Origin of the sequence: Methylobacillus methanolivorans, assembly GCF_044751345.1 — a bacterium.
Lineage (GTDB): Bacteria > Pseudomonadota > Gammaproteobacteria > Burkholderiales > Methylophilaceae > Methylobacillus > Methylobacillus methanolivorans.
Genome location: NZ_JBIWXY010000002.1, coordinates 478,526 through 501,562, shown reverse-complemented (window position 1 = coordinate 501,562; position 23,037 = coordinate 478,526). Strand labels below are relative to the sequence as shown.

Below are 23,037 nucleotides of genomic sequence, written 5' to 3'. Positions count from 1 at the left end.
ATCAGACCTTGTACTCGATCTTGAACTCACCGCCCGGCATGTGGGCAGTGCCCCACACCGCTACCTCACGCTTGTAAGGCAATGGATATTGCGGATTGGCTTCTTCAATTTCACGCGCCAGGCGGTGGCCTGTGAACGTGGCATCCGCGATCAGGCGTGGTGCTTCGGCATCACCAATCAGGTAAACAGATTTGACACCGTTTTCCTCCCACTCGGATTCGCGTGCTTTCAGCTCATTGAACAACGTGCAATCCGAATGACGGCCAGTCACCAAAATCAGTGAATCAAACTCCAGCCAGCGATGGGTTTTGTTGGCATCCCGTGGGGAAACACCAGGGCCGCGATAGGTGCGGCGTGATCCATCACCCCAGATGTTGTAGATTTCCAGGCGGCCCGGCTCGATGCGTGAGCAGAAGTGGTCTCCCAACTCTTCCACACCCAGCTCATGCAGGCGACGCATCATGTTGGGATATTCCAGCGTGAAGTGCATGTAGTTAGCCAAGTGCACACCTGAAACGAGAGTTACTTCATGCCCGGCCACTGCGAGCTTTTCTGCCAGACTGGGGGCCATGAAGTAAGTATCTGCATTCAAGATCACCACGCGCTTGCCAATAGGCTTTTTACCTTCCATCACCTGCTCTGGCGTCAATTGATCAGCACGCGAGGCATCTGCACCAGGAATCGGCTCGTGGCTCAGGCAATTGGTGCCATCGGTGTTCCAGGAAGCGCCCGTGGCAATCACTACCTTGTCTGCGCCATATTGCAGAATGTCATCGGCAGTCAGGCGTTTCTGCCCCAGGGCAATCACCGAGTCCTTGTTTTTCTTCACCAGTTTGTTGAGCTGGGTTTCGCGATAATCCCGGTGGTAGCTCCACTCGCCCAGGCCTGGCAAGGTGGCAATAGTGTTCAAGTGCCCGCCTATTTTCTCGGCACTGTCGTACAAGTGCACGGTATAACCGCTTTCCATCAGCACGCGTGCGCACTCTGAGCCAGAAGGCCCAGCGCCCACTACCAGCACAGCATCGCTGGATTTGGTCTTGCGGAATTTCTCCGGGTGCCAGCCACGACGGTATTCTTCACCCGCCGTCGCGTTCTGGGTGCAAATCATGGGCGGCCCACCGATTTCCCAACGTGAAATACAGACGTTGCAGCCTATGCAAACGCGAATATCGTCGTAGCGACCTTCTTCAATCTTTTGTGGCAGGAAGGGGTCGGCAATTGAGGGACGTGCTGCGCCGATAATGTCGGCATAGCCCTTGGTGACAATTTCGGTCATTTTTTCCGGGTCGGTAAAGCGGCCCACACCGAGCACAGGCTTCTTCGACACTTGCTTGACGAACTTGGTCCATGGCACCTGGTGGCCCTGCTGGTAAAAGCGTGATGGGCCAGCATCCTCACCCCACTCGGCAATATCGCCGACATCCACGTCCCACAGATCCACCAGTGGGTCAGCCAGTTCGATGAATTTCATGCCATCGACTTCCACCTCGATCTGGCCCGGGCCATACACGGTATCCACGGCAAAACGGGTGGCAATCGCACAATCCTGACCAACAGCACGGCGGACTTTTTCCAGGGTTTCCAACCAGAAACGTGCGCGGTTTTCCAGGGAGCCACCGTATTTATCGGTGCGCTTGTTGTAGTAAGGGTTGAGGAATTGCAGCGGCAGGTAAGAGTGGGCGCCATAGACGTAGACAATATCAAAGCCCGCATCACGGGCGCGCTGGGCAGCTTCTACATAATATTGCTGCACCATGTTGATGTCGGCCTGATCCATTTCCTTGCAGTAACTCAGGGTTTCAAACTCGGAGGCATATTGGCTGGGGCCGCGCGGCGTCGCTCGGGACTCCATACACGGCGCATGTGCACCGCCGTACCACATCTCGATACCAGCCAAGGCACCATATTTATGCACCTCGTCGGTCATCGCGCGCAGGTTGCGTACATCGCCTTCATCCCAGATACGGGCAGATAAGCGGTGCGTATCATCGGATTCAGGGTGGATGGAACAGTATTCGGTATTCATCGCCGCCCAGCCACCTTCCGCCTTCACGGAACGATGGGCAGCCTGGAACCCGGGTTTGTCAGAACCAGCACCTATACAGTGTGGCACTTGATAAAAACGGTTACGCAGGGTTTTAGGGCCGATCTGGATCGGCTCAAACAGGATATTGTGTTTAGGATCTCGTGCCATTCTGACTTCCTCTCTTTAAACATGGGTTATGTCTTGTTGTAGGTTGAATTCTTCATGAGCGGCAGGATGGCTACAATTCTCCTTAGGGCTTACCACCTACGGAGTACCAAAACAAATTAAGCTATTGAATTAAATAAAAAACGGGCCGCAATGTTGCGGCCCGCACTGGTCAAGTAATCAGTAAGATTGTGGTTTAGAGGCTATGGAAGAATGCCACCACCAGCACACCAGCAATCAATGCCAGGTAAGGCAGCACACCTGCACGCTTACCACCACCATCGTCATTGGCGATATACATATCCTCCAACATGGCTTTGGGGAACTGTCCCTTATCCTGGAAGTAATGCCGGAAGATAAAGACCGGGATAATGAGTGAGGCAAAGAACAAGCCTGTCTTCAATGTGCCATCACCCCAGATATCAGCCCCCAGGCCCATCAACGCCAGGTTGACGAAACTCAGCACGGTGCCCAGCGCTAACAGGATGGTCGGTGCCTTGTAGGGGCGCAGCCAGTCTGGGCGATCCAGGCGGTGTATCCAGCCAGCGTTGAGGTTGAGGAAGTTGAACATGATATAACCCACATTGGATGCCGCCAGCACGAACACATAGTCTGACATCAGCAGTAATACCAGGTTAAAGCACAGGTCTGTCCACATGGCTGGCGTTGGTGCGCCATGCTCGTTAACCCGGGACAGATACTTGGGTAACCAGCCATCGACAGAAGCCTGATACAAGGTACGTGAAGAGCCCGCCATGGACGTCATGATGGAAAGCATCAGCGCCAGCACCAGCATGATCATGAGGATATTGCCGATGATCTTGCCGCCACCGATCATGTCAGACAGCGCAGCGGCAACACCCATGCCGCTGTAGATTTCCGGGGCCAGCATGCCATCATAGACAGCGGGCGTCACCACATTACCTGCTGCATCCAACACAGCGGGCGTCACTAGGTGGCCCAACCCAAGATGAGCCTGGAAGGCGATCGGCACCAGCGTGAAGACGGCGATACAGAGCAAACCAGAATAAAAGATAGCTTTGAAGGTATCGCTCTTGGGGTTCTTGAATTCGCGGGTATAGCACACCGAAGTCTCAAAGCCGTAAGTGGACCAGGCTGCAATGAACAAGCCACCGGCCATCAGCTTCCAGCCTTCTATACCCCACAAGCCATCTATCACATTGCCTGCATCGTCATAGGACAAGGGTGCGATAGGCAGGAAATTCAGCTGGGCCACATCGCCAGTGATGATGGGGATCAAGCCGATCAACATCAACGGGATCAGCGCGGTAATACCCAAGACCATGGTCACACGCGCCGAACGCAGAATGCCACCGTGCTGTATCCCAAACACTGACAGCAACACCGCGGCCCCCACAATGAAAGTCGCATTGATGCGCAAGGCCAGGTCAGACTTGATAAAGCTGAGATCAAGCAGCGTGATTTGCCAGGTATTGATCACGGCATCTGGTGGGAACATGGCATTGAGGATATAACCCGCCGCCAGCCCCGAGCCTATCGCCAGCACCGGAGACCAGGCAAACCAGTTACACCACACTGATACCGGTGCAATAAACTTGCTGTAACGTACCCAGGCCACGGCACCATACACCGATGCACCACCAGACTTGTGCGGAAACAGACCGGCAATCTCCGCATAGGTAAACGCCTGGATAAAGCCAAAGCTGATCGACAACATCCACACCAGCCATGATGGCTTGCCCACAGTGGCCGCAATCGCCCCGATGGAAAACAACACCAGGGCAGGCACCCCACTCGCCACCCAGAACGCACCTTGCCAGCCGATCTTGCGCAGCAGGGTGGAATTCTGGGCGGCTACCACATCGCCGGATAGATCGGCGGAAATAGCATCTACAGACGGATTACTGTTCACTTGGATTCCCCTTAGTCAAATGTCCTGTCGCTTGCCCATGCGATTCCAGCATGGCATACCAAGCCACAATGGAATGCATTTCATCCTGTTGAGTCATTGCCCACAATTCTCCCTACGGATTACTCCATAGTGGGTAGTCACTCACCCTTGCCTGCTTCCACCTGATTTACCGGTATCTTCCTGATACATCAGCAACTTGGAGTACTCCACAAGGAGTATGGAAATTCACCCACATGGCTGATTACCATGGGCAATATCTGTCATCGCCACCCTGGATACTGGACATCCACTCATGCAATACACCGCATCACGCCTGCCCGCTGCCCTGCACCGGCATTACGCGCGCAACCAGCGCTGGGGATTTATGTGGGCCTTGTGGACAGCCATCCTCTGGGGCGCATGGTATGTGCCGGGCACTGCGCTATGGTATGAAACTCCATATGCCGACATTGGTGAACATCAGCTTGCCCTCAGGCTGGCAGCCACATCGGTCATGACCTGGATACACGCTATCGCCGTCTTCATCTTCCTGCTTGTGTGGAATCTGGTGTTGGGCAAGGTGCGTGATTATGGACGCACCATCGTGCGCTTTCGCAAGATTTCCAAATGGTATGCGTTGGCTTCGCTGTGCGGCGGCCCCATGGCCATTTTTGGGTCTTATATGGCGATGGGCTTTGTCGGGCCAGTATTTGCCGCTGTCAGCTCTTTGTTTTACCCCGTCATTGGCGCCGTAGTCGCACGCTTGTGGTACCGCGAAAAGATTTCTGGTCGCACGGCACTGGGCATGGCCATCATTATGATGGGTGGCCTGGTGGTCTACGGCCCTGGTTTGTTCACTGAAGTGGGAGCGGATAACAGCCAACTGTGGTTGGGCTATCTGGGGGGCGTGATGTCGGCCATAGGCTGGGGCACGGAAGGCGCAGTCGCCGCCAGGGCGATGGACGTCACCGACCCGGACGTAGGCATACACTGCCGTTTCACCTTTGAAATCCTGTTCTGGGGAGCGTTGATATTGCCAGCGCTGGCGCTTTTTACCTCGTTGCCCATCATGGGCCTGTTGCACGATACGCTCACCAACCCAGCAGCCCTATTGTGGATTACCCTGGCCTCGGCCTGCCATGCTTATTGCTACACGGCGTTTTATAAGAGTTTTAGCCTGATTGGCGTTGGGCGAGGCGAGGCCGTTGGCAACCTCTATGCCGTGTTTGCGCTGATATTCATTGCCATGTTTACCTTGCAGATGCCGCCCTGGTATTTCCTGCTGGGGCTAGTGCTCACGGTTGGAGGCAGCTTTGTGATGTTCAGCGAATCGGCAGAAAGCGTGGCAAAACTGCGTGATCATTAAACAAATCTCCATACCCAGCAGAACCAAGCCATGAAACTACATCTCAAGGGATTTCTCCTCACGCAACTGCATCAACTCGGCGGCATGCGTGATACCCACTTGCTGGCACTCACCATGCAAAGCTATTCGCTCAGCGACCAGTTCGCCCGCAATAGCCTGCGTATTGCTCTGGATGAACTATCATCGGCAGGCTTGGTACAACGCCAAGACCCCGAGTTAATGAGCGAACACGGGCAGGAGATATTATCGTTTCACTATCAGCTCAGCCATTTTGGGCTGGAACGCATGCACGATACCGGCTTGATCACCACGGCTTGAAACAAGGACAAGCAATGCAGATTTTTTGGGGATACGCAGGCGCAGACCTATTAGCGGTGGTGATTATCGGGTTGGCTAGCCTGGCATGCCTGGTGTCTGCCAGGATATTTGTCAGCCATATGTTCAAGCAACGCTGAATACCTGACCAGCACACACCTCGCGGCTCATGAGGCATCAAGACATTAACCTACCTAGTAAAGCTCGCGATCAATAAACCAGAGCAAAGCTGCCGGATAGCGTGTAAACAGCTTATGGTCATAGCCACGGTGTGCCGCCAAGATTTCATATAGCCGCACACCATTGACTTTGGGATTGGCCTCCGTGATCACGATAGCTACCTTGTACTCCAGAGAAACTCCCAGTGCCTGATTAATCTCCGGCAGACTGGCCGTCTCTTGCATACTCATGCCAAGGCTGGCATGACGCAGATCCATCACCAGACAAGAAGTATGGTGAGCTTGCATATCGGCCAATGTCGCCACGATCATGGGCCGATATGCCTCTAAACGCAAAACACCATACACCTGTAGCCGGGTAACACCATGCTCCTGGAGATACTCCAGTTCAAACCGCATGCATCACCCTTACATCGTGCCAATCACGTTGATGAAGAACCCACGGCTGCGGTAAGACAGGTTGGTCAGGTCATCAGAGTAGTTGGTGAAGTTGTAACCTACACCCGCCTTGACACCTTCTGCCATGTGCCGATACACCGCCAGTAATGCACCAGCTCGCGAATCCTTGGCCTCGGTCGCACGCAGGTTGCGCAGCTCGACCACCGCATCCCACTCTTTGACGAAGTGCCAATCGGCACGCAAGATCATGAGGTCAGCACGACTGGAGAACCATTGGCCATCTACCTTGCTATCCTTCAACTCACCAATGCGGAACGCATACTTGGCACCCAGGGATAACCATGGCTTGACGTCGTAGATAGTATCCACCGACAACACCTGGCTACGCTGCGCGTAATCTGCAGTAAAACCAGAAGGCGACACTTGACCAGGAGACGGCAGGTTGTAGAAGTTGGTGTACTTGAACAAGGTGTTCCAGCGGTCATTGTCGATCGGACGATAGGCCGCGCCTGTCACGACTTCATGGTAATCGCCGTCATAGAATGCCCCACGGCTGTTATTGGACACCGACCAGTTAAGCTTACCCAGCAAACGCCACTCTGGCGTGGCCTGGTGGCCAAAGGTATTGCGGATCAGCCAGGTATCGCGATCACCTGTAATGTTGCTGGTTTCATCGCGGAACTCCAAGTTACCGCTGTACTTGGTGTTGTCGCGCTTGTAGGCCACCGAGAAACTCACCGCCTTGCGCTTGATGTCGCCTGATAATGGATGTGACACCTTGCCAGCCTCGCCCTTGACACCAAAGTTCCAGAAATCATTCGCGGCATAATCCAGGCCAAAGGCATTGACCAGGCTTTGCACGCCGGAACCATCCATGGTGCGGGTTTCGCCAAACACGCGCATTTCATCGGTCACACGGTACGAAGTCCCCGTGACCCAGCTGCCCTGGCGACCACGCCAGGCATTGTCTGGACGCTCGTTTTCCACCAGGTAATTGCTATAGGCGTTGCTGCGATCAGACAAGCGGTAATCAGCGCCTATCTTCACGCCCGGCCCGAGGTTACCCTGCGAGCCTTCGGCGATCAGCTTGAGGCGGTCATTCACGCGCCAGCTCATGCCCATCCCGGCACGGTTGTTGTCTTCTCGCTCACCATCCCGCGCTACAGTGCCCTGCACATAGCCATAGGCCGCCCAATCCTTCTTCGGCAATGGCTGACCGTCTTCCACCTCGGCATCGCGATCCACCGGGGTGTAATCCATACGCACTTGCACATCGGTACGGTTGCCATTGCGCGAGAGCAGGCTGCTGGCATTGGTCACATGCACATTGCGGTCATCCTGGCGCACAGCAACACCGGCTTGCCATTCGAGGTCGATTTGCTGGCGCACACCCACTTCAACCGCGGTGCTATCAATCGTGTCAGCCTTGCGCACATCGCCCTTGGCATCAACAAAAGTCGTGTCTGTGACTTGCACATTGGCCTTGAAACCATGCTGCTTTACTGCCTCACCTGTGGTCGTGATCTGGCCGGGGCCAGAGAAACCACGCTCACGGTTTTGCACATACGCAGTCACTTTGCCCTTGGCCTTATCGGTTACATCGGCAAGATCCACCGAGCCTTCGACACGATACGCCTTGGCGGGCGCACCGCTGGTCGTGAGACCATTGAAGGCAAAACCACCATCGAGCGAGGTATTAGAACCAGCGCCCGCACCTTCAGAATGCGCAGCTTCCAGCTTGATGAAAGTGCCTGGGGTGTAGCGCACGGTTGCATCCAGGCCATTGAGCTTCTGTTCCAGCAGGCCCTGGCCTTGCTTAAAGCCAGTAATGCCGATTTGCAGGTAATCATTCACCCAGTGCGAGACACGGCCACCCGTGGAGAAATTGTCCACACGGGTGAGGCCAGGCACATATTCATAATTGGCGACCAGGTAAATCTCGCTACCGTTGATCGACGAGGTGCTGATCATGCTAGGCGCAGCGCCAGTGGAGTTCAGCGCCTCGCGCAGCGTGACGCGGCCTTGCAGGTAGTTGATTTCATAATCCTGCGCTGGCGTCAGCAATTTACGCTCGATCACCAGGCCGGAATCACGGTCACGCACTTCCACCCAGAGACGCTCCGAGCCCATGGTCAGGGCCTGGTTACGCAAGTAGTACAGCGAACCGCCCGTGCCGCGGAACTCGTCACGCGCGCCCAGTGTGCCTGGGTCAGCCGCGAACGCATCTACCGTGGTGGCCTTCTCGCCATATTTGGTGGTGCTGTCAGAACGATACTTGGCATTAGCACCATAGAGGCCACGCGAGTATTGCAGCAGCTCGGTGCCGCTCCAGCTGGTCTTGAAGTTACCCCACATCACGTGCGAGTCACCACGTGCCAGCTTGACGTAGAACTTGCCTTGCGTTGGCGCATCATCCACCGTCGTGCTGTCATCACCATACACCGGGTAATACAGATCAGGGTTGATGTTGCGCAACAGGTAGCGCGGATCCTTGGACGAGAAGTTGGAGAACAAGTGCTCCAGTGGCTGCTCGCGCGTATCCGCTGCTGCGGTCAGCAGGTATTCGCCCTTGACCTTACCCTTGACGTAAAACGCACCGCGGCCATCCACATGGCTGGAGCCATCGTAATGCTGGGTATCGCCAGTCACCAGTTGCGCTGGGCCACGCACGTTGTTCTTACCTGCGGTGATGTCACCCACAGCAATATAGAACCAGTCGTCATCGGCAATATTGAGGTTGCGGCGGAAGCTGGTGAACTCGCCATCCGCTTCTACCAGCTTGACCTCGACGCTGTTCGGGCCAGGCGGCATGATCTGCTTGATGGCAAAGCGGCCATTGGCATCCACCGGCACATTCAGGCCCAAGGTTTCGATACGTTGCCCTGGCTGAATGAAGCGACCATTGACTGTCACCGTGCCACCCTTGACCGGGATATTACGCAAGCTCAGGCTGTTTTCGCCGTAGCCGATCAACTCTTCCTTGCCGGGTTGCAGATCGTTCTCGATGCGCGGCGTAGCATGGGAAAGAATTTCCAGCGGCTTGAGTACGGTTTCATCGTATCTATCCTGCGCATCATAAACGCGCAGCAGATACATGACCTGATCGGTATTCTCAACCTTGGCCTGCCATTTGGTCACGCCATTCCAATCCACCGGCAACACTGCCAGCGGTTTTTCCTGAGGCTGCTGGCCCGGCATGAACACGCGGATTTCTGCATGCTTGATCCATGGCAAGTAATTGGCCCAGGTACGGAATTGCGCTTCGTCTCCGCGTACCACGCCACGGGTGGTGTTCCACACATTCATCTGCGGCAGGGTAGCCAGGTTGTCGTAGCGCACCTGGATATCGGCCTTTTCCAGCGCCACATCGGTACAACGCTGGCGATCAGCCTCCAGCGCGCCATCTTCCAGGCTCACTGGCTCGCCATCAATGCTGATGCGGAACGGTGCACCTGGCTTGGCAACAGTGGTCGCCTCACACGCACTGCGCACCGGCGGCGCAACAGCGACTGGCGCAGCCGGGATGATCTCCTGCTCGTCAAACCAGACGCGGATAATCACGCGGCGGTTTTGTGCCATGCCTGCCAGATTGTCATTGCTGGCAATCGGTTGGCTTTCGCCATAGCCGCGAATACTGAACTGGCTATCATCCAGCCCGAGTTTTTGCTTGAGGAATGCCGCAACTGCCAACGAGCGCGCCTCAGACAAACCCTGGTTATCAACAAAAATCTTCTTGGCATTGGGCGATAAACGCTGGCTGTCGGTATGCCCGGCAATGTCGATGCGCACATTCTGCTTGCCTTGCAATTGTCCGGCCAATTGCTCCAACTCGCTCACCGAGCTGCTGGTGAGATCTGCCTTGCCGGATTCAAACCGCGCGGCACCATTATCTTCCACCAGGCGGCTAAACACTTGTGGCTCGGCCTGCGGCACATTGGCCGCCGCAGCCCGCATGCGCTCCAGCGCACTGCTGCTAATGCCAGAAGGTAACGGGTAAGACGTTGGCCCCTGACGCTCGCCTGGTGCAGGCATACCATGAACATCCACACGGCTGTTATCGACACGCTTGCCGGTTTCCTGCTCAAAGTCAGGCGTAGGCCTATCCTTGGTTGCCAGCATACTGGCAGCATAGCCGCGATCACTGATCAATAAAGACTCTGCATACGACCCACCGCTCATCATCACGCTTACAGCGATAGCAATTGCTCGCTTCTTCATCATGGCTGACCCTCCACTGCTGTCTCGATGATCAGCGGGAAGGCTGCTTCATCCTTATTGTTGTTATGTGTGTCTTTCCACAGCTTGCGTGCAGCCTTGGCAACACTATCCAAGCGCTTCTTGGCAAGGTCTGCCCCACCGCCGCCCGGGTCATATGCCACCCTCAGCACAGAAGGTCGACCATCCAGCTGCTTGACCATGTCGGCGAATGCCTGCTGCCATTGCGCTTGCAGGTCAGTAGCGCCGGGCACGAATGCCTCGTCATTCAGGTCCAGCCGCACGACGCGATGCACGGTGGCGCCGAAGTTGAGCTTGACCATCTTGCCTCGCGTGACACGCACATCGCGCGGGTTTTCAGTGGTAACGCGATAACCGGATGGCAGGGTGCGCTCGTCCAGCTTCATGACGAAGTTGGCACCTCTATCCATATTGGGAATATCCGCACACGTCACGTGGAAGCGACCTTCGGCATCGGTGGTGACCAGCAAGCCACGCGCTGTTACTACACGTACATTGGCAATGCCCGGCTCGCCTTGATCCTGGTAGCCATTGGCGTTCTTGTCGTCAAACACCTTGCCGATGATGTCGGAGCAATCAAAGGTTGGGTCTGGCGTCACCTTGACGGTGGCAGAGCCGATGTTGGAAAGAATCCCACCACTGTTCTGCGCCCAGGCCTGGTTAACGTACTGCCCTTCGCCCACACCGGTACCCACGACCAGGATCAGCTTGTAAGTTTTGGTTTCATTTGCCGTAAACGCTTGCGACCTCCAGGTAATGTCGCGTCCATTAACTTCTGGCTCGATACGCACACCATTGGATGATGCAGAACCGCTGCGGTACTTGAAGCCAGGTGGCAGACGATCCGTGACATCGACGCTATTAATATCCACGGTACTGGTCGCAGTAATGGTGTAAGGCACCAGGTCGCCACGCACTACATTCACCAGTGGTGTCACCTTAACGATACGGATCAGGCCACTGGTGCCGGGATCCAATGGGATATGGTTGTTAATAACATTGGCTGAACCACCATTCAGGTTAAAACTGAAGTAATAGCGCGTCGCTGCCGCAGCCAGGGTTCCGCTGCCATTGGCAAATGAGCCATCGGCTGACGTCGTGGCACAACTTGCCGGGTCGTGCGGCTGGATAGCAACACCAGGCGCCAGGTCATTCTGCTGTACCAGGGCCGGGTCTGGCGTGCCAGCGACCAGCAAGGTGGCATTACATACCGGAATGATATTGGACGGCTGTGGCAGGTATCCGCTCGGATAGCTGCTGATCGCCAGGGTATAAATGCCAGCCGGGAAACCTGGGTTGAGCAGGAACTGATAGCCACCATCGCTGCCTGTGGTTTGCGATGCATTGCCACTCACCAGATGCGTTGTCGGGTTAAAGCCGGCCGGGCCGCTGATCGTGACTACGGCACCCGCAACAGGCTGGCGTGTTACCGCGTCATAGACCACACCTGCTGGGTCGAGCGGCAAGCTATGCTCGGTGACGTTATCGCCTGCGACAAGTGTGATACTACCCAAGCCACCTTCGGTGCGTGTTGCACCCTTGGGGTTGGCACTCGCATCAACAATTTCATCGCTAAATGTCAGACCACGCTCATTAGGACGAGCCTGGCCCCACAACAGCCCACTTGCTGGATCGCGAAAACGTACTTGGTAACCAGACCCTGGCTGCAAGCCCGTAAAGCTGTAGGCACCATTATTACCGGTGGTGATTTCTGCCACTTTATCGCCATTGCGTAATAGCTCGACTGTCCAGCCAGCTTTAGGCACATCTGCGGAAGCAGGGCTGGCGCTATTGAATTGCCGATCATGGTCGCCATCAAGCCAGACGTGCCCACTGATGCTGGCAGTGCCTGAGCTAGTCGCAATTTCACCGAAGTTGTAGCCAGTGCCACTTGAAGTCAATATGACATTAAAGCTATCAGTACCTGGATTTAGTATAAAGCCTGAATTCAGGTTAATACCTGGATTCGAGATAGTGCCTGGATTCAGGTTAGCGTCTATAACACTTGCAATCGCTCCCTGGCTACCAACCTGATCCTTGCCATCGTTATAGCCAGCCGGCTGGGTTTCAGTAATGGTATAACCGGCCCCGTTTGAAGGCGGCAGGCTACTGAAGAAATAGCGGCCATCAGCATCCGTTGTGACTACACAGCTTGGCAAGTCACCACCACCATTTTGGGTGCGGATATTCGCAAATACCGTACACACATCTTCACCAGCCGCTGTCGTGCCTGATAAGGTAATGGTCACACCACCGATGCCTGTCTCAACATTGCCTGCACTACGATCAAATCGACCATCATCATTACGGTCAACAAATACGTTGCCAGACAATGAGAGGTTATTCGGTGCAGAGAGGTTGACCGTCGTGGTTTCACTCTCACTATTATTACTGCTGTTGTTGTCGTTCTCATTCGCAATCACCCGCGCGACGCTGTCGTACACATCTCCAGAGGATGGAGGCGCAGTCAACATACGCACGGTCAAGTAGCGGTTACGACTTTCAGCATTGTCAAACGTCGCCTCAGTATCAGTAAACCTGCATGTCACGGTCAGCGTGCTAGGGCCAGTGACCGTGTTGCCGATGTTGTTACAAATGCTGTTAGTCAGGCTGCCACCCATGACGGCACTATCACCGAGGAAACGAATCGTCTTGCCCGATGGCGGCGTGATGGAATAAGTGAAATGCACACCTGTTGCCACTGACGGACCATTGTTCACCGTATTGATGGTGTAGATCACGTCATTCTGCGGATTATCTCCACCATTGGAACTGTCGTAACCCAGCGGATCGACGTTGTCGATGTTGTTCACCAGCAAATCCACCGATGCTGCCTGGATAGTCAGTGTGACATTCCGGCTGTTATTGCCATTATCAGTACCACTCGTACTCTCAGGGGTGGAAGTGCTAATGCGCGCAGTGTTATTGATTTGCCAGGCTTGCCCCTCTGCTTGACCGGTCTTCCAGTTCGGGCGTACCAGCACCTCAATCGTGCGCTGCTCATCATCATTTAAGTTTCCGCCCTGGCACGACAACACGGGGTTGGATCCAGCGCCATAACTTTCCCCAACAACCAGGCCACTACATATCGGTGTACCCGAAGACCAACCAGTTGGCTTGATGCGCAACACGGTAAAGCCAGGGTCGCCAGCAGCGATCGTGAAACTATCTGTCACCAATACATTGGCCGCCGTGGAAGGGCCATTGTTCTTGAAGGTCAACACATAGCTGACCTCTGTACCCGCACGCGCATCATCGGGCGTCACGATCTTGGAGGTCATCTCCACATCGGCAATCGGATCAATCACCACATCGACACTTGCCGTATTGTTGCTGGTGTTCGTGTCACCCTGAGTAGAAGAAGACACAGTAGCAATATTCGTAAAACTACCCGCATCCAACGGACGGCTAACCGGAATGACAAACCTGGCCACATCACCTTGCTTGAGCACACCACCATTCTGTGTACATTTCACACCAGGCTTATTCACTTGCGCCTGTACCAGTTGTACCTGCACACAACTGAATGTTGCGTTCGAGCCATTGGGGCCGCTGATGGTCGCCATCGACGCAAGAGAGGCAGCTGTGTCCGCACCCAACGTGGTACCTGAACGCCATCCAGGAATGATATCCTCGACCACAATGTCGACTGCATCCACTGCATTGTTGTTGCGCACCTCCAAGGTGTAAGTCAACGTGGACTCATCAAACTCCAGTCTGGTATTGGCATTTGTAGTATTTGCAGCCTTGGTAATGGCCAAGTCCACGGAGTTGCCTGGTGCTGTTACAGTGACATCCACAGGTAGCAATACAGTAGGAAAACACTTGCTTCCAGGCGTACAAGCAACCTCAGCCTGGTTAGTAGTGGTGCCACTAGCCTTAGCCCGCGTGATGATCACCAAAGGCTGGCTCGTCGCATTCACGGCCAACCCGGGCGCATAAGTACAAGATACCGAAGTCACTGCACTATTCAGTGCTGGGCTAGAGGCCGTACCACCTGCAGTTGTGTTGTCACAGCTCCAGGCGCCATTGTTTGTTTCATAGCGCACAAACTCTTCATTCGCGGGAGTCTGTAGTGTGTCGGTTGCCAGTATCGTGCCAGCGGCGGCGGCCAACGGCCCATCATTCATGACACGAATCAGGTTCCTGATCTCCATTCCTTGCGCCACAGGCCTAGGAGATCTTTCCTTGCTAATACGGAGTACAGAACCATCTGGCCCGACACGGACATTCACGACAGATTGATTGTTACTGGTATCAGGATCGTTAGGCATGCCACCAATGGCAGCTACTGTAGCAGTCGATGGCAGATCACCACTAATCGCGGCGTTCTCTACTGGCGCCTTTGCGACAATCGCCAAAGTACTGGATGCACCTGATGCATAGCTGCCGGCATAATTACATGTCACCGTGCCAGAGGCTTGGCTGCAACTCCAACCTGCGGGCACTGTCTCTGACACATAAATGAACCCAGTAGGTAATTGATGTGTCACTGTCACCCCGCCACTAGCGGGGCTAGGACCTGCATTACGCACCTGTAGGTTAAAGGTCACATCCTGTTGAGAACTGGCGAGTATGGTATTGGCCAGCTGGGTAATTTGCAGATCAGCACCCGCACTGATCGTAATCGGAGGAATAACAGATTGTTGGTTGTTGTTCGGATTGGGATCAGCAGTAGACGATGAAATACGTGGCGTGATCTGCACGTTACCCAATGAAACGTCCACTACCTTGGTCACAAGGTTCAAGTCGCTGAATGTGGTGCCAGCCGCCATATTGGGGGGATAACGACAAGTCACTACCTGGCCACTGATGGTACACGGATTGAAACCGCCCCCCCCTCCGGAAACAAACTGTAACGAAGGTGGCAAAGTCACGGTCACAACTGGGTTGGACGCATCATTCGGCCCGTTGTTATCGCCCGCGATGCTCCATGTCAGGTTACCGCCACCGACCACAGGATTGGGGGCACCTGTCACCGAAGTGATCCTGACATCAGCCCCGTTATTGATCGTAGTATTTTGGGTAGAAATGTTATTGCTTGTACTGCTCGCTGCACTTTCGTTGCTTGCAGTAATATTGGCCGTCAGTTCGATCGTATTGGGTGTTGCTGCACCTGTTTCAACGAACAACTCCACATCTGAGGAGCCACCTGCGGGGAAATTGCCACTATTACTTGTGTAGCGACATTCCATGTCGCTTCCACTCAATGCACAACTACCGCCGACCATCGTGGCGCTCGACATCACTACACCATTGGCGGACGGGAAGCTCATCCTCACCATCACATCCGTCGCAGGATCGCTGCCGTTATTGCTCACCTGGATTTTGTATCGCACTTGTGCGCCGCGAGGTGACGGGTCGTATGCCGAATCATCAATACTGGATACGAGCACATCAACATTAGCCAATGCTGGTAGCGCCATCATGGCTAGTGCAATAAACAGCACTTTACGAAATAAAGAGGTATGCACTACAGGCTGCTGTCTCCCCATCCGACTATTCAAGCCGAACTTGGTTGACATACTTATCCACCACGAAACGATCACTCGCAGTGGAGCCAATAGCCATTGATGATTGCTTTGCACAGATTTCTCCCAAACTCTTGCAGTTTCTGTTTTTTTGCAGGTGTCTTTGCGACACCTTTTAAGGCTGGGAGAATTTATCCCTAATTGAATTAGGGTTCATTGACATTTACTCACAAAAATTCACATACGCTCGCTTTTTAAGGCATGGCTAAAAAACATAGCCTTCAGCCGAACTGAGTAGTGACAAGGCAAATGAGCAAAGAGAGGTATTACTAGTACAGGGCGAGGAGAGATTGTCAACAATAGTCAACTCACCAAATGGGCGTAATTATCCGCCTGGACTGGCGGATGGCAGGCAATAGAAAAGGATTAGGTCAGCGTGCAGTCTGCGGTAAAAGAAAAACCGAACCCGGGCAAAGCCTTGATAGGCAACAACTCACCGGTAATAGCCTTGCCTTTGCGGCGCAGGCGCGAAATCATGACCTCAACTCGATGAAAGTCAAAGTCATCTAGGTCACCGCCAAATGCATGAATGATATGCGCCTTGGGCACCGGTTGACCGCATTTTTCTACCAACCTACTTAAAAAAGCATATTCCTTTGGGGTGAGCGGAATAGAAGCATTGTCAGGAGACACCAGTGTCCAATGAGTTTTACACAACTTCCACGTAGATAAAGGTGCTTGCTGTGCTGTTGCGTCTACAGTTGATGGTTGTGGTTGCCTTCTACGCTCCACCATCCTGGCCTGCATACGTCGAGCCAAAGAATTCACGACAGAAGCCAACTCTTTCAGGTTTACAGGCTTCACCATATAGGCATCCGCGCCATCGTTCAGACCTTGCACCCTGTCATCCACAGCACCACGTGCCGTCACCATCACAATGCCAATCTGCACTGAACTACGTAAATGCTTGAGGATAGAAAAACCATCCTCACCAGGCAAACCGACATCCAGAATCACAATATCGTATTTTTTATTAATTAATTCACGATAAAGCGCTGTCGCATCTGCGACGCCGGTGACATCTATACCGAGAGAACGTAATCCTAGCTCTGTCTCCTCCCGGAGATCAAGATCATCTTCTACAATAATGACGCGTAAATGGCTAGAGTAAGTCAATTGCGTATAAAATCCATCAATATGCCTGTGGGCAAACCAGAGTATCTAGACTCTTGATCAAGCTGTTATTACGACTGTTCATCACCCTAATACTGATGCACTCATCAGTAAGCCTTGCCCTTCAGGTGCCATACCCCATGCAAAAAGGTATCAACCTGGATACAGCGGGAACGATATCTTATTTCAGTGACGCCTCTGGCAATGATACGTTGCAGGACATCATTGTCAAAGACAAAGCGGGCGCCTTCAGGCCTTTACCTCAGCATTGGAATGCAGGGTATACCTCAGACACCATCTGGATGAAGTTTACCCTGGATTTTCCTGCCGCCGATAATAAATACTGGCTGGAGATTTCCCCTGCTACCCTTGATGACGTTGTGCTATATATCCCACAGCAGAATCAAAGCTACTCCCGCATCCAAATGGGTGATCACCACCCAGCAACTGAACGACCCATTCTGCACCACAATTTCATTTTTCCACTGTCGCCAGATACTGCACATCCATCTCACACCTATTACGTACGGCTTCAATCCACCAACACCATGACGTTTCAAGCCACATTGTGGCAACCGCACATTTTCATTAGCGATCATAGTCGACCTGACAGCCTAGTCGGTGCCTATTACGGCGTTCGCCTTTTCTTGGCACTTTTTGCTTTCATTTTGTGGCTCTGGCTGCGGCACAATAATATTTTCATACTCTATGCGCTGTATCAATGCATTGTCTGCTCTGCACAAGCATTTATTGGAGGGATGGCACAAATCACGCTACCAATAGCGCCTTTAACCATTGATGCGTTACAGAAATCCATGAACTTCCTGCTCATGGCCACTGTATTGTTTTTTTATGCTTCGTTGTTTCAGCTTAAACAGTTGCTCCCGGGCATATTTCGCTTGATACAAGGGCTCACGATTCTAGAGCTACTGATCTTTACAGGCGTCGCGACACAAATCCTACCCTTCAGTGGGCTCATGACTAATGTCCTCGCGCTGCTCAATATCTTCGTTCTTATGTATTGCAGTATATGGCTGATCTACCATAAACACTTCGACCTGCTCATGTATGTCCTGGCCTTATGGGCAGGATTTGGTGGCTATATTTTCATCATATTGCAAAATCTCGGCATCGACATCGGCCCTCCCACCACGATGGTCAATCTGCCAATTCTTTGGTCTCTCCTATCACTGATATTGCTTACACTCGGTATTGTTAACATCGCAAAAAAAGAGGCCGAGAAAAAGCTAAAAGCAAAAGAACTGGCATTGGAACTATCGCAAGAAAGCGAACGCTTACTTGATCAGCGCGTACATGAAAGAACCCAGGAATTAGCGCTGATCAACAGCAAGCTGAACGAAGAGATCACGGAAAGACAAGCCTTGCAAACGATGCTCGAAGACTCCTTACAGAAAAAAAAGGAGTTGATGCAAGCACAACGCGATTTTTTTGCCATGGCATCTCATGAATTCCGCACGCCCCTGGCAATTATTGACACCACATCGCAGCGACTTGCACTACTGCAATCTCAACCTAACTTAGATACATCAAGCATGTTGACACCAGCATTGCGAAAAATCCGGCGCTCCAGTCAACGCATGAGCCGTATCATTGATAACTTTCTCAGCGTAGATAAAATTGAAGCAATCCAGACCAATCTTAGTTTTAGCCAGAAAATACTTAACCTGGCGCAGCTGGCTAAAAGCTCAGTAGATCATTATCAAGACTTTAGTGACCGTGATATCACGTTGGAACTCATCTCAGACCCTGCTAATGTGCTGGGTGATCAATACCTGATCAATCTAGTCATTTCTAACCTAATTGATAATGCGCTTAAATACTCCCCCAACAATAGCAATGTGATTGTGCGAGTGTTTCAAGGCCAACATTACTGCCACCTTGAAGTGCAAGATTTTGGCGATGGCATTGCGCCAGAATTACAAAACAAGATTTTTGAAAAATATGTCAGGATTAATGACAATACAACCGTTCATGGTACAGGCCTAGGCTTGCACGTTGCACGCAATATTGCAGAACATCATCGCGGACAACTGATAGTACGCAGCACAATCGGACAAGGCTCCTGCTTCCGATTGACATTGCCACGCCACAACGACTGAAGCAATCATTGAAAGAAAAACGGCGCTCAATGAGCGCCGTTTAAAACCACTTCAAACTACTAGCAATTACAGCTTAGTCTTGCGACGACGTGCCACAGCACCCAACGCAGCAAAACCAATCATCAGCATAGCAACGCTGCTTGGCTCAGGTACTGCAGCCACAGCGATAGAACCACTATAAAGACCGCCGACAGCACCATTAGCGACACCACTGACAGTCAGGTAGTAATTACCAGCGGCCAAGCTCGCAAAAGAGAACTCGCCACCAGCAACAGCTCCAGCCAACCAATTGTTCGATGCATCATACAACTGATAATTCAGATTGCTGATATTGAACACGGAAACACCACTGTTGCTGAGTGGAGAATTGGTCAACGAGAAATTCGCGCTGCTCAAATCAGCCAAAGAGAAAGTGTAGGTGTTGGAGAAAGAACCAACAACAACACTGTCTACATAGGTGTTAAGGCCATTGTTCAACTCACCAAGGTCGACCGTTGCTGCATAAGAACTAGAAGCCGCAACTAAGAACGCTGCAGGAACCAGGACGTTTTTGAGAATATTCATACAAACTCCTTTTTATGATTCATGTTGATGATATTCCCCCCAAGGCCAATTATACATTGATTAAGCTAATTCGAAAGAATTTATAGTTATTTCCATATGTACTATACATATGATTCATAAAATAAAAATGGCGCCAATGGCGCCATTTTTACTATTCAGAACTGTAAGGAACTGATCTATAGAATTACAGAGTCTTGCGACGACGTGCAACAGCACCCAGAGCAGCAAAACCGATCAGCAACATTGCAGCACTGCTTGGTTCTGGTACTGGAGTAACATTAACAGCAAAACTGTAGCTTCCGCCAAAATTACCAGCAGTAGTTCCAGTAACTTTCAAGCTATAAGAACCAGCAGCTAACGCAGCCAAAGAGAAAGTTTCACCAGCATTAGCACTAGCCAACTCACCTGAAGTATTCCAAAGGCTAAACTTTGCATCTTTGATATCCAATACAACAGCGTAAGGGAATGCCAAGAAAATATTATTGAGTGTTACATCGGTATCACTCAGACTTGGTAATGTGAAATTGAAAACGTGATTAAACACACCAACATCATTCACACCAACATTGTACAGATTGACACCTTCTGTAATGATAATATCTGTAGCGTTGTTAGCACCTACGCCCTGAAAATTACCCGTAGCAGCATTTGCACTGGAAGCCGCAACTATGAGCGCTACGGAAGCCAGAAAGGTTTTGATAAACTTCATGGTAAATCCCCTAAAGTGGATAAATAAAATTATTGTTCTACAACGTGCTCGAATTATAACAAGCTGGATTTTTTTGTCTTGGGTCCGAATGGACTAATGCAAGCAACTTTATAGAGTAACTGATGCAGTCCAAAACACATGCCAAACAAAAACGGCACCCAATAGGTGCCGTTTTGTATTCATGAAGAGTGAATTACAGGCTCTTGCGGCGACGTGCAGCAACGCCCAGAGCAGCAAAACCAACCAGCAGCATGGCTACGCTGCTTGGCTCTGGTACCGCAGCAATGGTGATACCGCCTGCATACTGACCACCAAAGTCACCATCAACAACACCAGAAATACGAATTTGATAAGTACCGGCAGTCAGTGAGCTGAAATTGAACTTATTTCCAGAACCGATCACAGTACCTTCTTGCAACAACTCGTGCTTGAACTCACTGATATGCAGGAAGTTATCAACATCCACGCTGTAATTCAGCACGCCAGCACCCAAAGCAGCGCGGTAGTCGCCATCAAGGGTAAATGTCACGATATCAGTGAAGAAACCTGAAGTTTCAATAATACCCGAGTGGTACGCTGTCTTGCCTACGGCCAGAGTGCCGAGATCTTGATCAGCAGCATTTGCACTGGAAGCCGCAACTATGAGCGCCACGGAAGCCAGTAAAGTCTTAATGAACTTCATAAAATCCCCTAAAGAGTGAAGAATTAAATTATTGCTTTAAAACTATGATCATTATAAGTGATCAACATACGCAAAAGCACCGTGTAACGGTGCTTTTGCGATAGTCCGTTAGGACTAATCCTGTCACTTTCCTGACAGCTTAGAGCTTGAACTTATCCCGACGACGGCGATAACTGACAAAGCCCATCAGGATAAAGCCTGCCATGAGCATGGCATAAGTGGATGGCTCAGGCACGGCCGCAGCAATCGCCAAACGATACAGTGACGTTGTCGCAGTACCTTCATTCGCAATTGCCAAGTAATAATGCCCATCGTGGAAATATCCCTTGAGCCCTTCTGGTGCACGATCACCATCGGTGACAATCATGTCGATATAGCTGACATTGAGTGGGTCGGTAATGTCATAGACAGCGACCGCTGATTTGAGTGTGCGCTCCAATCCAATAAAGGCGATGGTACGGCCATTGATCTCGAGCAATTCTACGCCTTCGGGTTCTACCCCTTTGTCATCGCTACGCCCATCGTCATACAAGCCAAGCTCAATTGCCTTGGCATCCAACTGGTTACCACTATCAAATACCAAATTGCCATATTGGTCACGAATCGAGAACGAACGGGCACCAAAGGTAACAACATCACCTGACTTGGTATCGGGAACCGCGATGTTCAGGCGGCTAGCATCTGTTGCTCCCCCTAGACGTTTTTTATCGGCTTCATCCTCGCGCGTATCGCCTTCATTGGCGAGCACCACAAAAGTTTTCCCACTTACATCGTAGGTAGCAATGCCATCAGGCTGATATAAGCCACGTGCATTGACTGGACGTAATTCAATCCGTCCATCACGATCTGATGGATCAATGTAATTTCCGGGCGCGCTAAAATCTTTGGTTCCCAGGCCAATCACATGCTCAGCCTGATTGGTATTGAGGTTAATCACGCCCAGGCCATTCGCCTCCTGCAGGGAGACAAATGCCTTGCTACCATCACGACTCACCGCAATATACTCAGGCTCATAATCCATACCGGCGATGGACTTGGGCCGCAAATCGCTGCCTGACACTGGGGCGGTATTAAAATTAACCGTCGCGGTGACACTGCGACTTCCCACATCAATAATGCTGACACTGCCAACAGGATCATAACCAGCATAATTAGTTGGCGTGCCCTCGTTTGCGACTAGCAGGCGACGACCATCAGGGGTGAAGGTCAGCATGTCGGGCAATGCACCGACCGTAATGGAATTCACACCACTGCTCAATGCAAGTGTGGTGGTATCAAACAGCTTCACCGTGCCTGGCTGGGTACGGTCACTGGTGTTTTCAATGGCAAAGGCAGCAAGACCATTGTGGATTGCCACACTATTGATACCGCCGTAAATGCTGGTATTGATGTGTTGCAACAGGCTACCTGTACTCGCGTTGAGCACATCCACACCCTGCACGCCTGCCACCCATAGCGAATTGGTCAAATGATCAAAGGCGACAATTTCGGACGACTGCCCAGTGACACCAGTAGCGGCATGATTGTATGTCCAGAGCTTTTCCAGTCCACTCAATGGACTCGCGGCGCTGCTAATGGATGGCAACAATGCCAGCGCAATCGCAACGGATATCATGTTTTTTTTCATGTTGGTTCCCTGTCATTGACGTGAATAGCTGCACAGGCAGCACCGATTTCTCATCAAGCATTCTAGAAACTCAATATGACAGTTGAATGTGATCACATAGTCCGATTGGCAGGATAGATCATCATTGTTCAG

General features: G+C 52.1%; 14 protein-coding genes. 4 read left to right on the top strand and 10 right to left on the bottom strand.

The window, feature by feature from the left end:
- Position 1: 1 nt before the first annotated feature.
- Together ACIKP9_RS11800 and ACIKP9_RS11795 are read right to left on the bottom strand one after the other, a co-directional pair.
- A complete protein-coding gene (locus ACIKP9_RS11800; RefSeq protein ID WP_400883079.1) occupies positions 2–2,194 on the bottom strand; it encodes an oxidoreductase in 2,193 nt (730 codons plus the stop codon).
- A gap of 193 nt (positions 2,195–2,387) precedes the next feature.
- Positions 2,388–4,085 (bottom strand): APC family permease, encoded by a 1,698-nt coding sequence (locus ACIKP9_RS11795; protein WP_400883076.1) that lies wholly within the window; start codon positions 4,083–4,085, stop codon positions 2,388–2,390.
- A 292-nt stretch (positions 4,086–4,377) separates the two neighbouring features.
- Here ACIKP9_RS11795 and ACIKP9_RS11790 point away from each other — a divergent pair, with 292 nt between their 5' ends.
- Genes ACIKP9_RS11790 through ACIKP9_RS11780 form a run of 3 tightly spaced genes read left to right on the top strand, consistent with a single transcriptional unit; the run spans position 4,378 to position 5,885 of the window.
- Positions 4,378–5,430, top strand: a complete 1,053-nt coding sequence (locus tag ACIKP9_RS11790; protein WP_400883074.1) for a DMT family transporter — start codon at positions 4,378–4,380, stop codon at positions 5,428–5,430.
- 30 nt (positions 5,431–5,460) lie between these two features.
- Complete coding sequence (locus ACIKP9_RS11785) at positions 5,461–5,748, top strand: hypothetical protein (RefSeq protein WP_400883071.1); 288 nt, start codon at positions 5,461–5,463, stop codon at positions 5,746–5,748.
- A gap of 14 nt (positions 5,749–5,762) precedes the next feature.
- Positions 5,763–5,885: a hypothetical protein gene (locus ACIKP9_RS11780; protein ID WP_400883068.1), complete on the top strand. Its 123-nt coding sequence runs from the start codon at positions 5,763–5,765 to the stop codon at positions 5,883–5,885.
- A 54-nt stretch (positions 5,886–5,939) separates the two neighbouring features.
- On the opposite strand, the gene ACIKP9_RS11775 is transcribed toward ACIKP9_RS11780, so the two are convergent.
- The 4 genes from ACIKP9_RS11775 to ACIKP9_RS11760 all read right to left on the bottom strand — a co-directional run bounded on the left by ACIKP9_RS11775 (position 5,940) and on the right by ACIKP9_RS11760 (position 17,206).
- Complete coding sequence (locus tag ACIKP9_RS11775) at positions 5,940–6,323, bottom strand: hypothetical protein (protein ID WP_400883065.1); 384 nt, start codon at positions 6,321–6,323, stop codon at positions 5,940–5,942.
- Positions 6,324–6,332: 9 nt separating this feature from the next.
- Positions 6,333–10,544 (bottom strand): OmpA family protein, encoded by a 4,212-nt coding sequence (locus tag ACIKP9_RS11770; RefSeq protein WP_400883062.1) that lies wholly within the window; start codon positions 10,542–10,544, stop codon positions 6,333–6,335.
- A complete protein-coding gene (locus ACIKP9_RS11765) occupies positions 10,541–16,084 on the bottom strand; it encodes an SdrD B-like domain-containing protein (RefSeq protein ID WP_400883060.1) in 5,544 nt (1,847 codons plus the stop codon). Before ACIKP9_RS11765 ends, ACIKP9_RS11770 begins: the two co-directional genes overlap by 4 nt.
- A 372-nt stretch (positions 16,085–16,456) precedes the next feature.
- Complete coding sequence (locus ACIKP9_RS11760; protein WP_400883057.1) at positions 16,457–17,206, bottom strand: response regulator transcription factor; 750 nt, start codon at positions 17,204–17,206, stop codon at positions 16,457–16,459.
- 137 nt (positions 17,207–17,343) lie between these two features.
- Here ACIKP9_RS11760 and ACIKP9_RS11755 point away from each other — a divergent pair, with 137 nt between their 5' ends.
- Positions 17,344–19,323 (top strand): sensor histidine kinase, encoded by a 1,980-nt coding sequence (locus ACIKP9_RS11755; protein WP_400883054.1) that lies wholly within the window; start codon positions 17,344–17,346, stop codon positions 19,321–19,323.
- A 66-nt stretch (positions 19,324–19,389) separates the two neighbouring features.
- Here the strand turns inward: ACIKP9_RS11755 and ACIKP9_RS11750 are convergent, their stop codons facing one another.
- The 4 genes from ACIKP9_RS11750 to ACIKP9_RS11735 form a co-directional block, all read right to left on the bottom strand.
- Complete coding sequence (locus ACIKP9_RS11750; protein ID WP_400883051.1) at positions 19,390–19,887, bottom strand: FxDxF family PEP-CTERM protein; 498 nt, start codon at positions 19,885–19,887, stop codon at positions 19,390–19,392.
- Between the two features lie 184 nt (positions 19,888–20,071).
- Entirely contained in the window at positions 20,072–20,596 is a 525-nt protein-coding gene (locus ACIKP9_RS11745; RefSeq protein WP_400883048.1) for an FxDxF family PEP-CTERM protein, read from the bottom strand.
- 193 nt (positions 20,597–20,789) lie between these two features.
- Complete coding sequence (locus ACIKP9_RS11740) at positions 20,790–21,278, bottom strand: FxDxF family PEP-CTERM protein (RefSeq protein ID WP_400883045.1); 489 nt, start codon at positions 21,276–21,278, stop codon at positions 20,790–20,792.
- A 139-nt stretch (positions 21,279–21,417) separates the two neighbouring features.
- A complete protein-coding gene (locus ACIKP9_RS11735; RefSeq protein WP_400883042.1) occupies positions 21,418–22,905 on the bottom strand; it encodes a choice-of-anchor I family protein in 1,488 nt (495 codons plus the stop codon).
- Between the last annotated feature and the right edge of the window lie 132 nt (positions 22,906–23,037).

What these genes read in the sequence shown, in the direction of transcription:
- ACIKP9_RS11800 (WP_400883079.1), bottom strand. Translation starts at nt 2,194, where the DNA reads ATGGCACGAGATCCTAAACACAATATCCTGTTTGAGCCGATCCAGATC.
- ACIKP9_RS11790 (WP_400883074.1), top strand. Translation starts at nt 4,378, where the DNA reads ATGCAATACACCGCATCACGCCTGCCCGCTGCCCTGCACCGGCATTAC.
- ACIKP9_RS11785 (WP_400883071.1), top strand. Translation starts at nt 5,461, where the DNA reads ATGAAACTACATCTCAAGGGATTTCTCCTCACGCAACTGCATCAACTC.
- ACIKP9_RS11780 (WP_400883068.1), top strand. Translation starts at nt 5,763, where the DNA reads ATGCAGATTTTTTGGGGATACGCAGGCGCAGACCTATTAGCGGTGGTG.
- ACIKP9_RS11775 (WP_400883065.1), bottom strand. Translation starts at nt 6,323, where the DNA reads ATGCGGTTTGAACTGGAGTATCTCCAGGAGCATGGTGTTACCCGGCTA.
- ACIKP9_RS11770 (WP_400883062.1), bottom strand. Translation starts at nt 10,544, where the DNA reads ATGATGAAGAAGCGAGCAATTGCTATCGCTGTAAGCGTGATGATGAGC.
- ACIKP9_RS11765 (WP_400883060.1), bottom strand. Translation starts at nt 16,084, where the DNA reads ATGTCAACCAAGTTCGGCTTGAATAGTCGGATGGGGAGACAGCAGCCT.
- ACIKP9_RS11755 (WP_400883054.1), top strand. Translation starts at nt 17,344, where the DNA reads ATGCAAAAAGGTATCAACCTGGATACAGCGGGAACGATATCTTATTTC.
- ACIKP9_RS11750 (WP_400883051.1), bottom strand. Translation starts at nt 19,887, where the DNA reads ATGAATATTCTCAAAAACGTCCTGGTTCCTGCAGCGTTCTTAGTTGCG.
- ACIKP9_RS11745 (WP_400883048.1), bottom strand. Translation starts at nt 20,596, where the DNA reads ATGAAGTTTATCAAAACCTTTCTGGCTTCCGTAGCGCTCATAGTTGCG.
- ACIKP9_RS11740 (WP_400883045.1), bottom strand. Translation starts at nt 21,278, where the DNA reads ATGAAGTTCATTAAGACTTTACTGGCTTCCGTGGCGCTCATAGTTGCG.
- ACIKP9_RS11735 (WP_400883042.1), bottom strand. Translation starts at nt 22,905, where the DNA reads ATGAAAAAAAACATGATATCCGTTGCGATTGCGCTGGCATTGTTGCCA.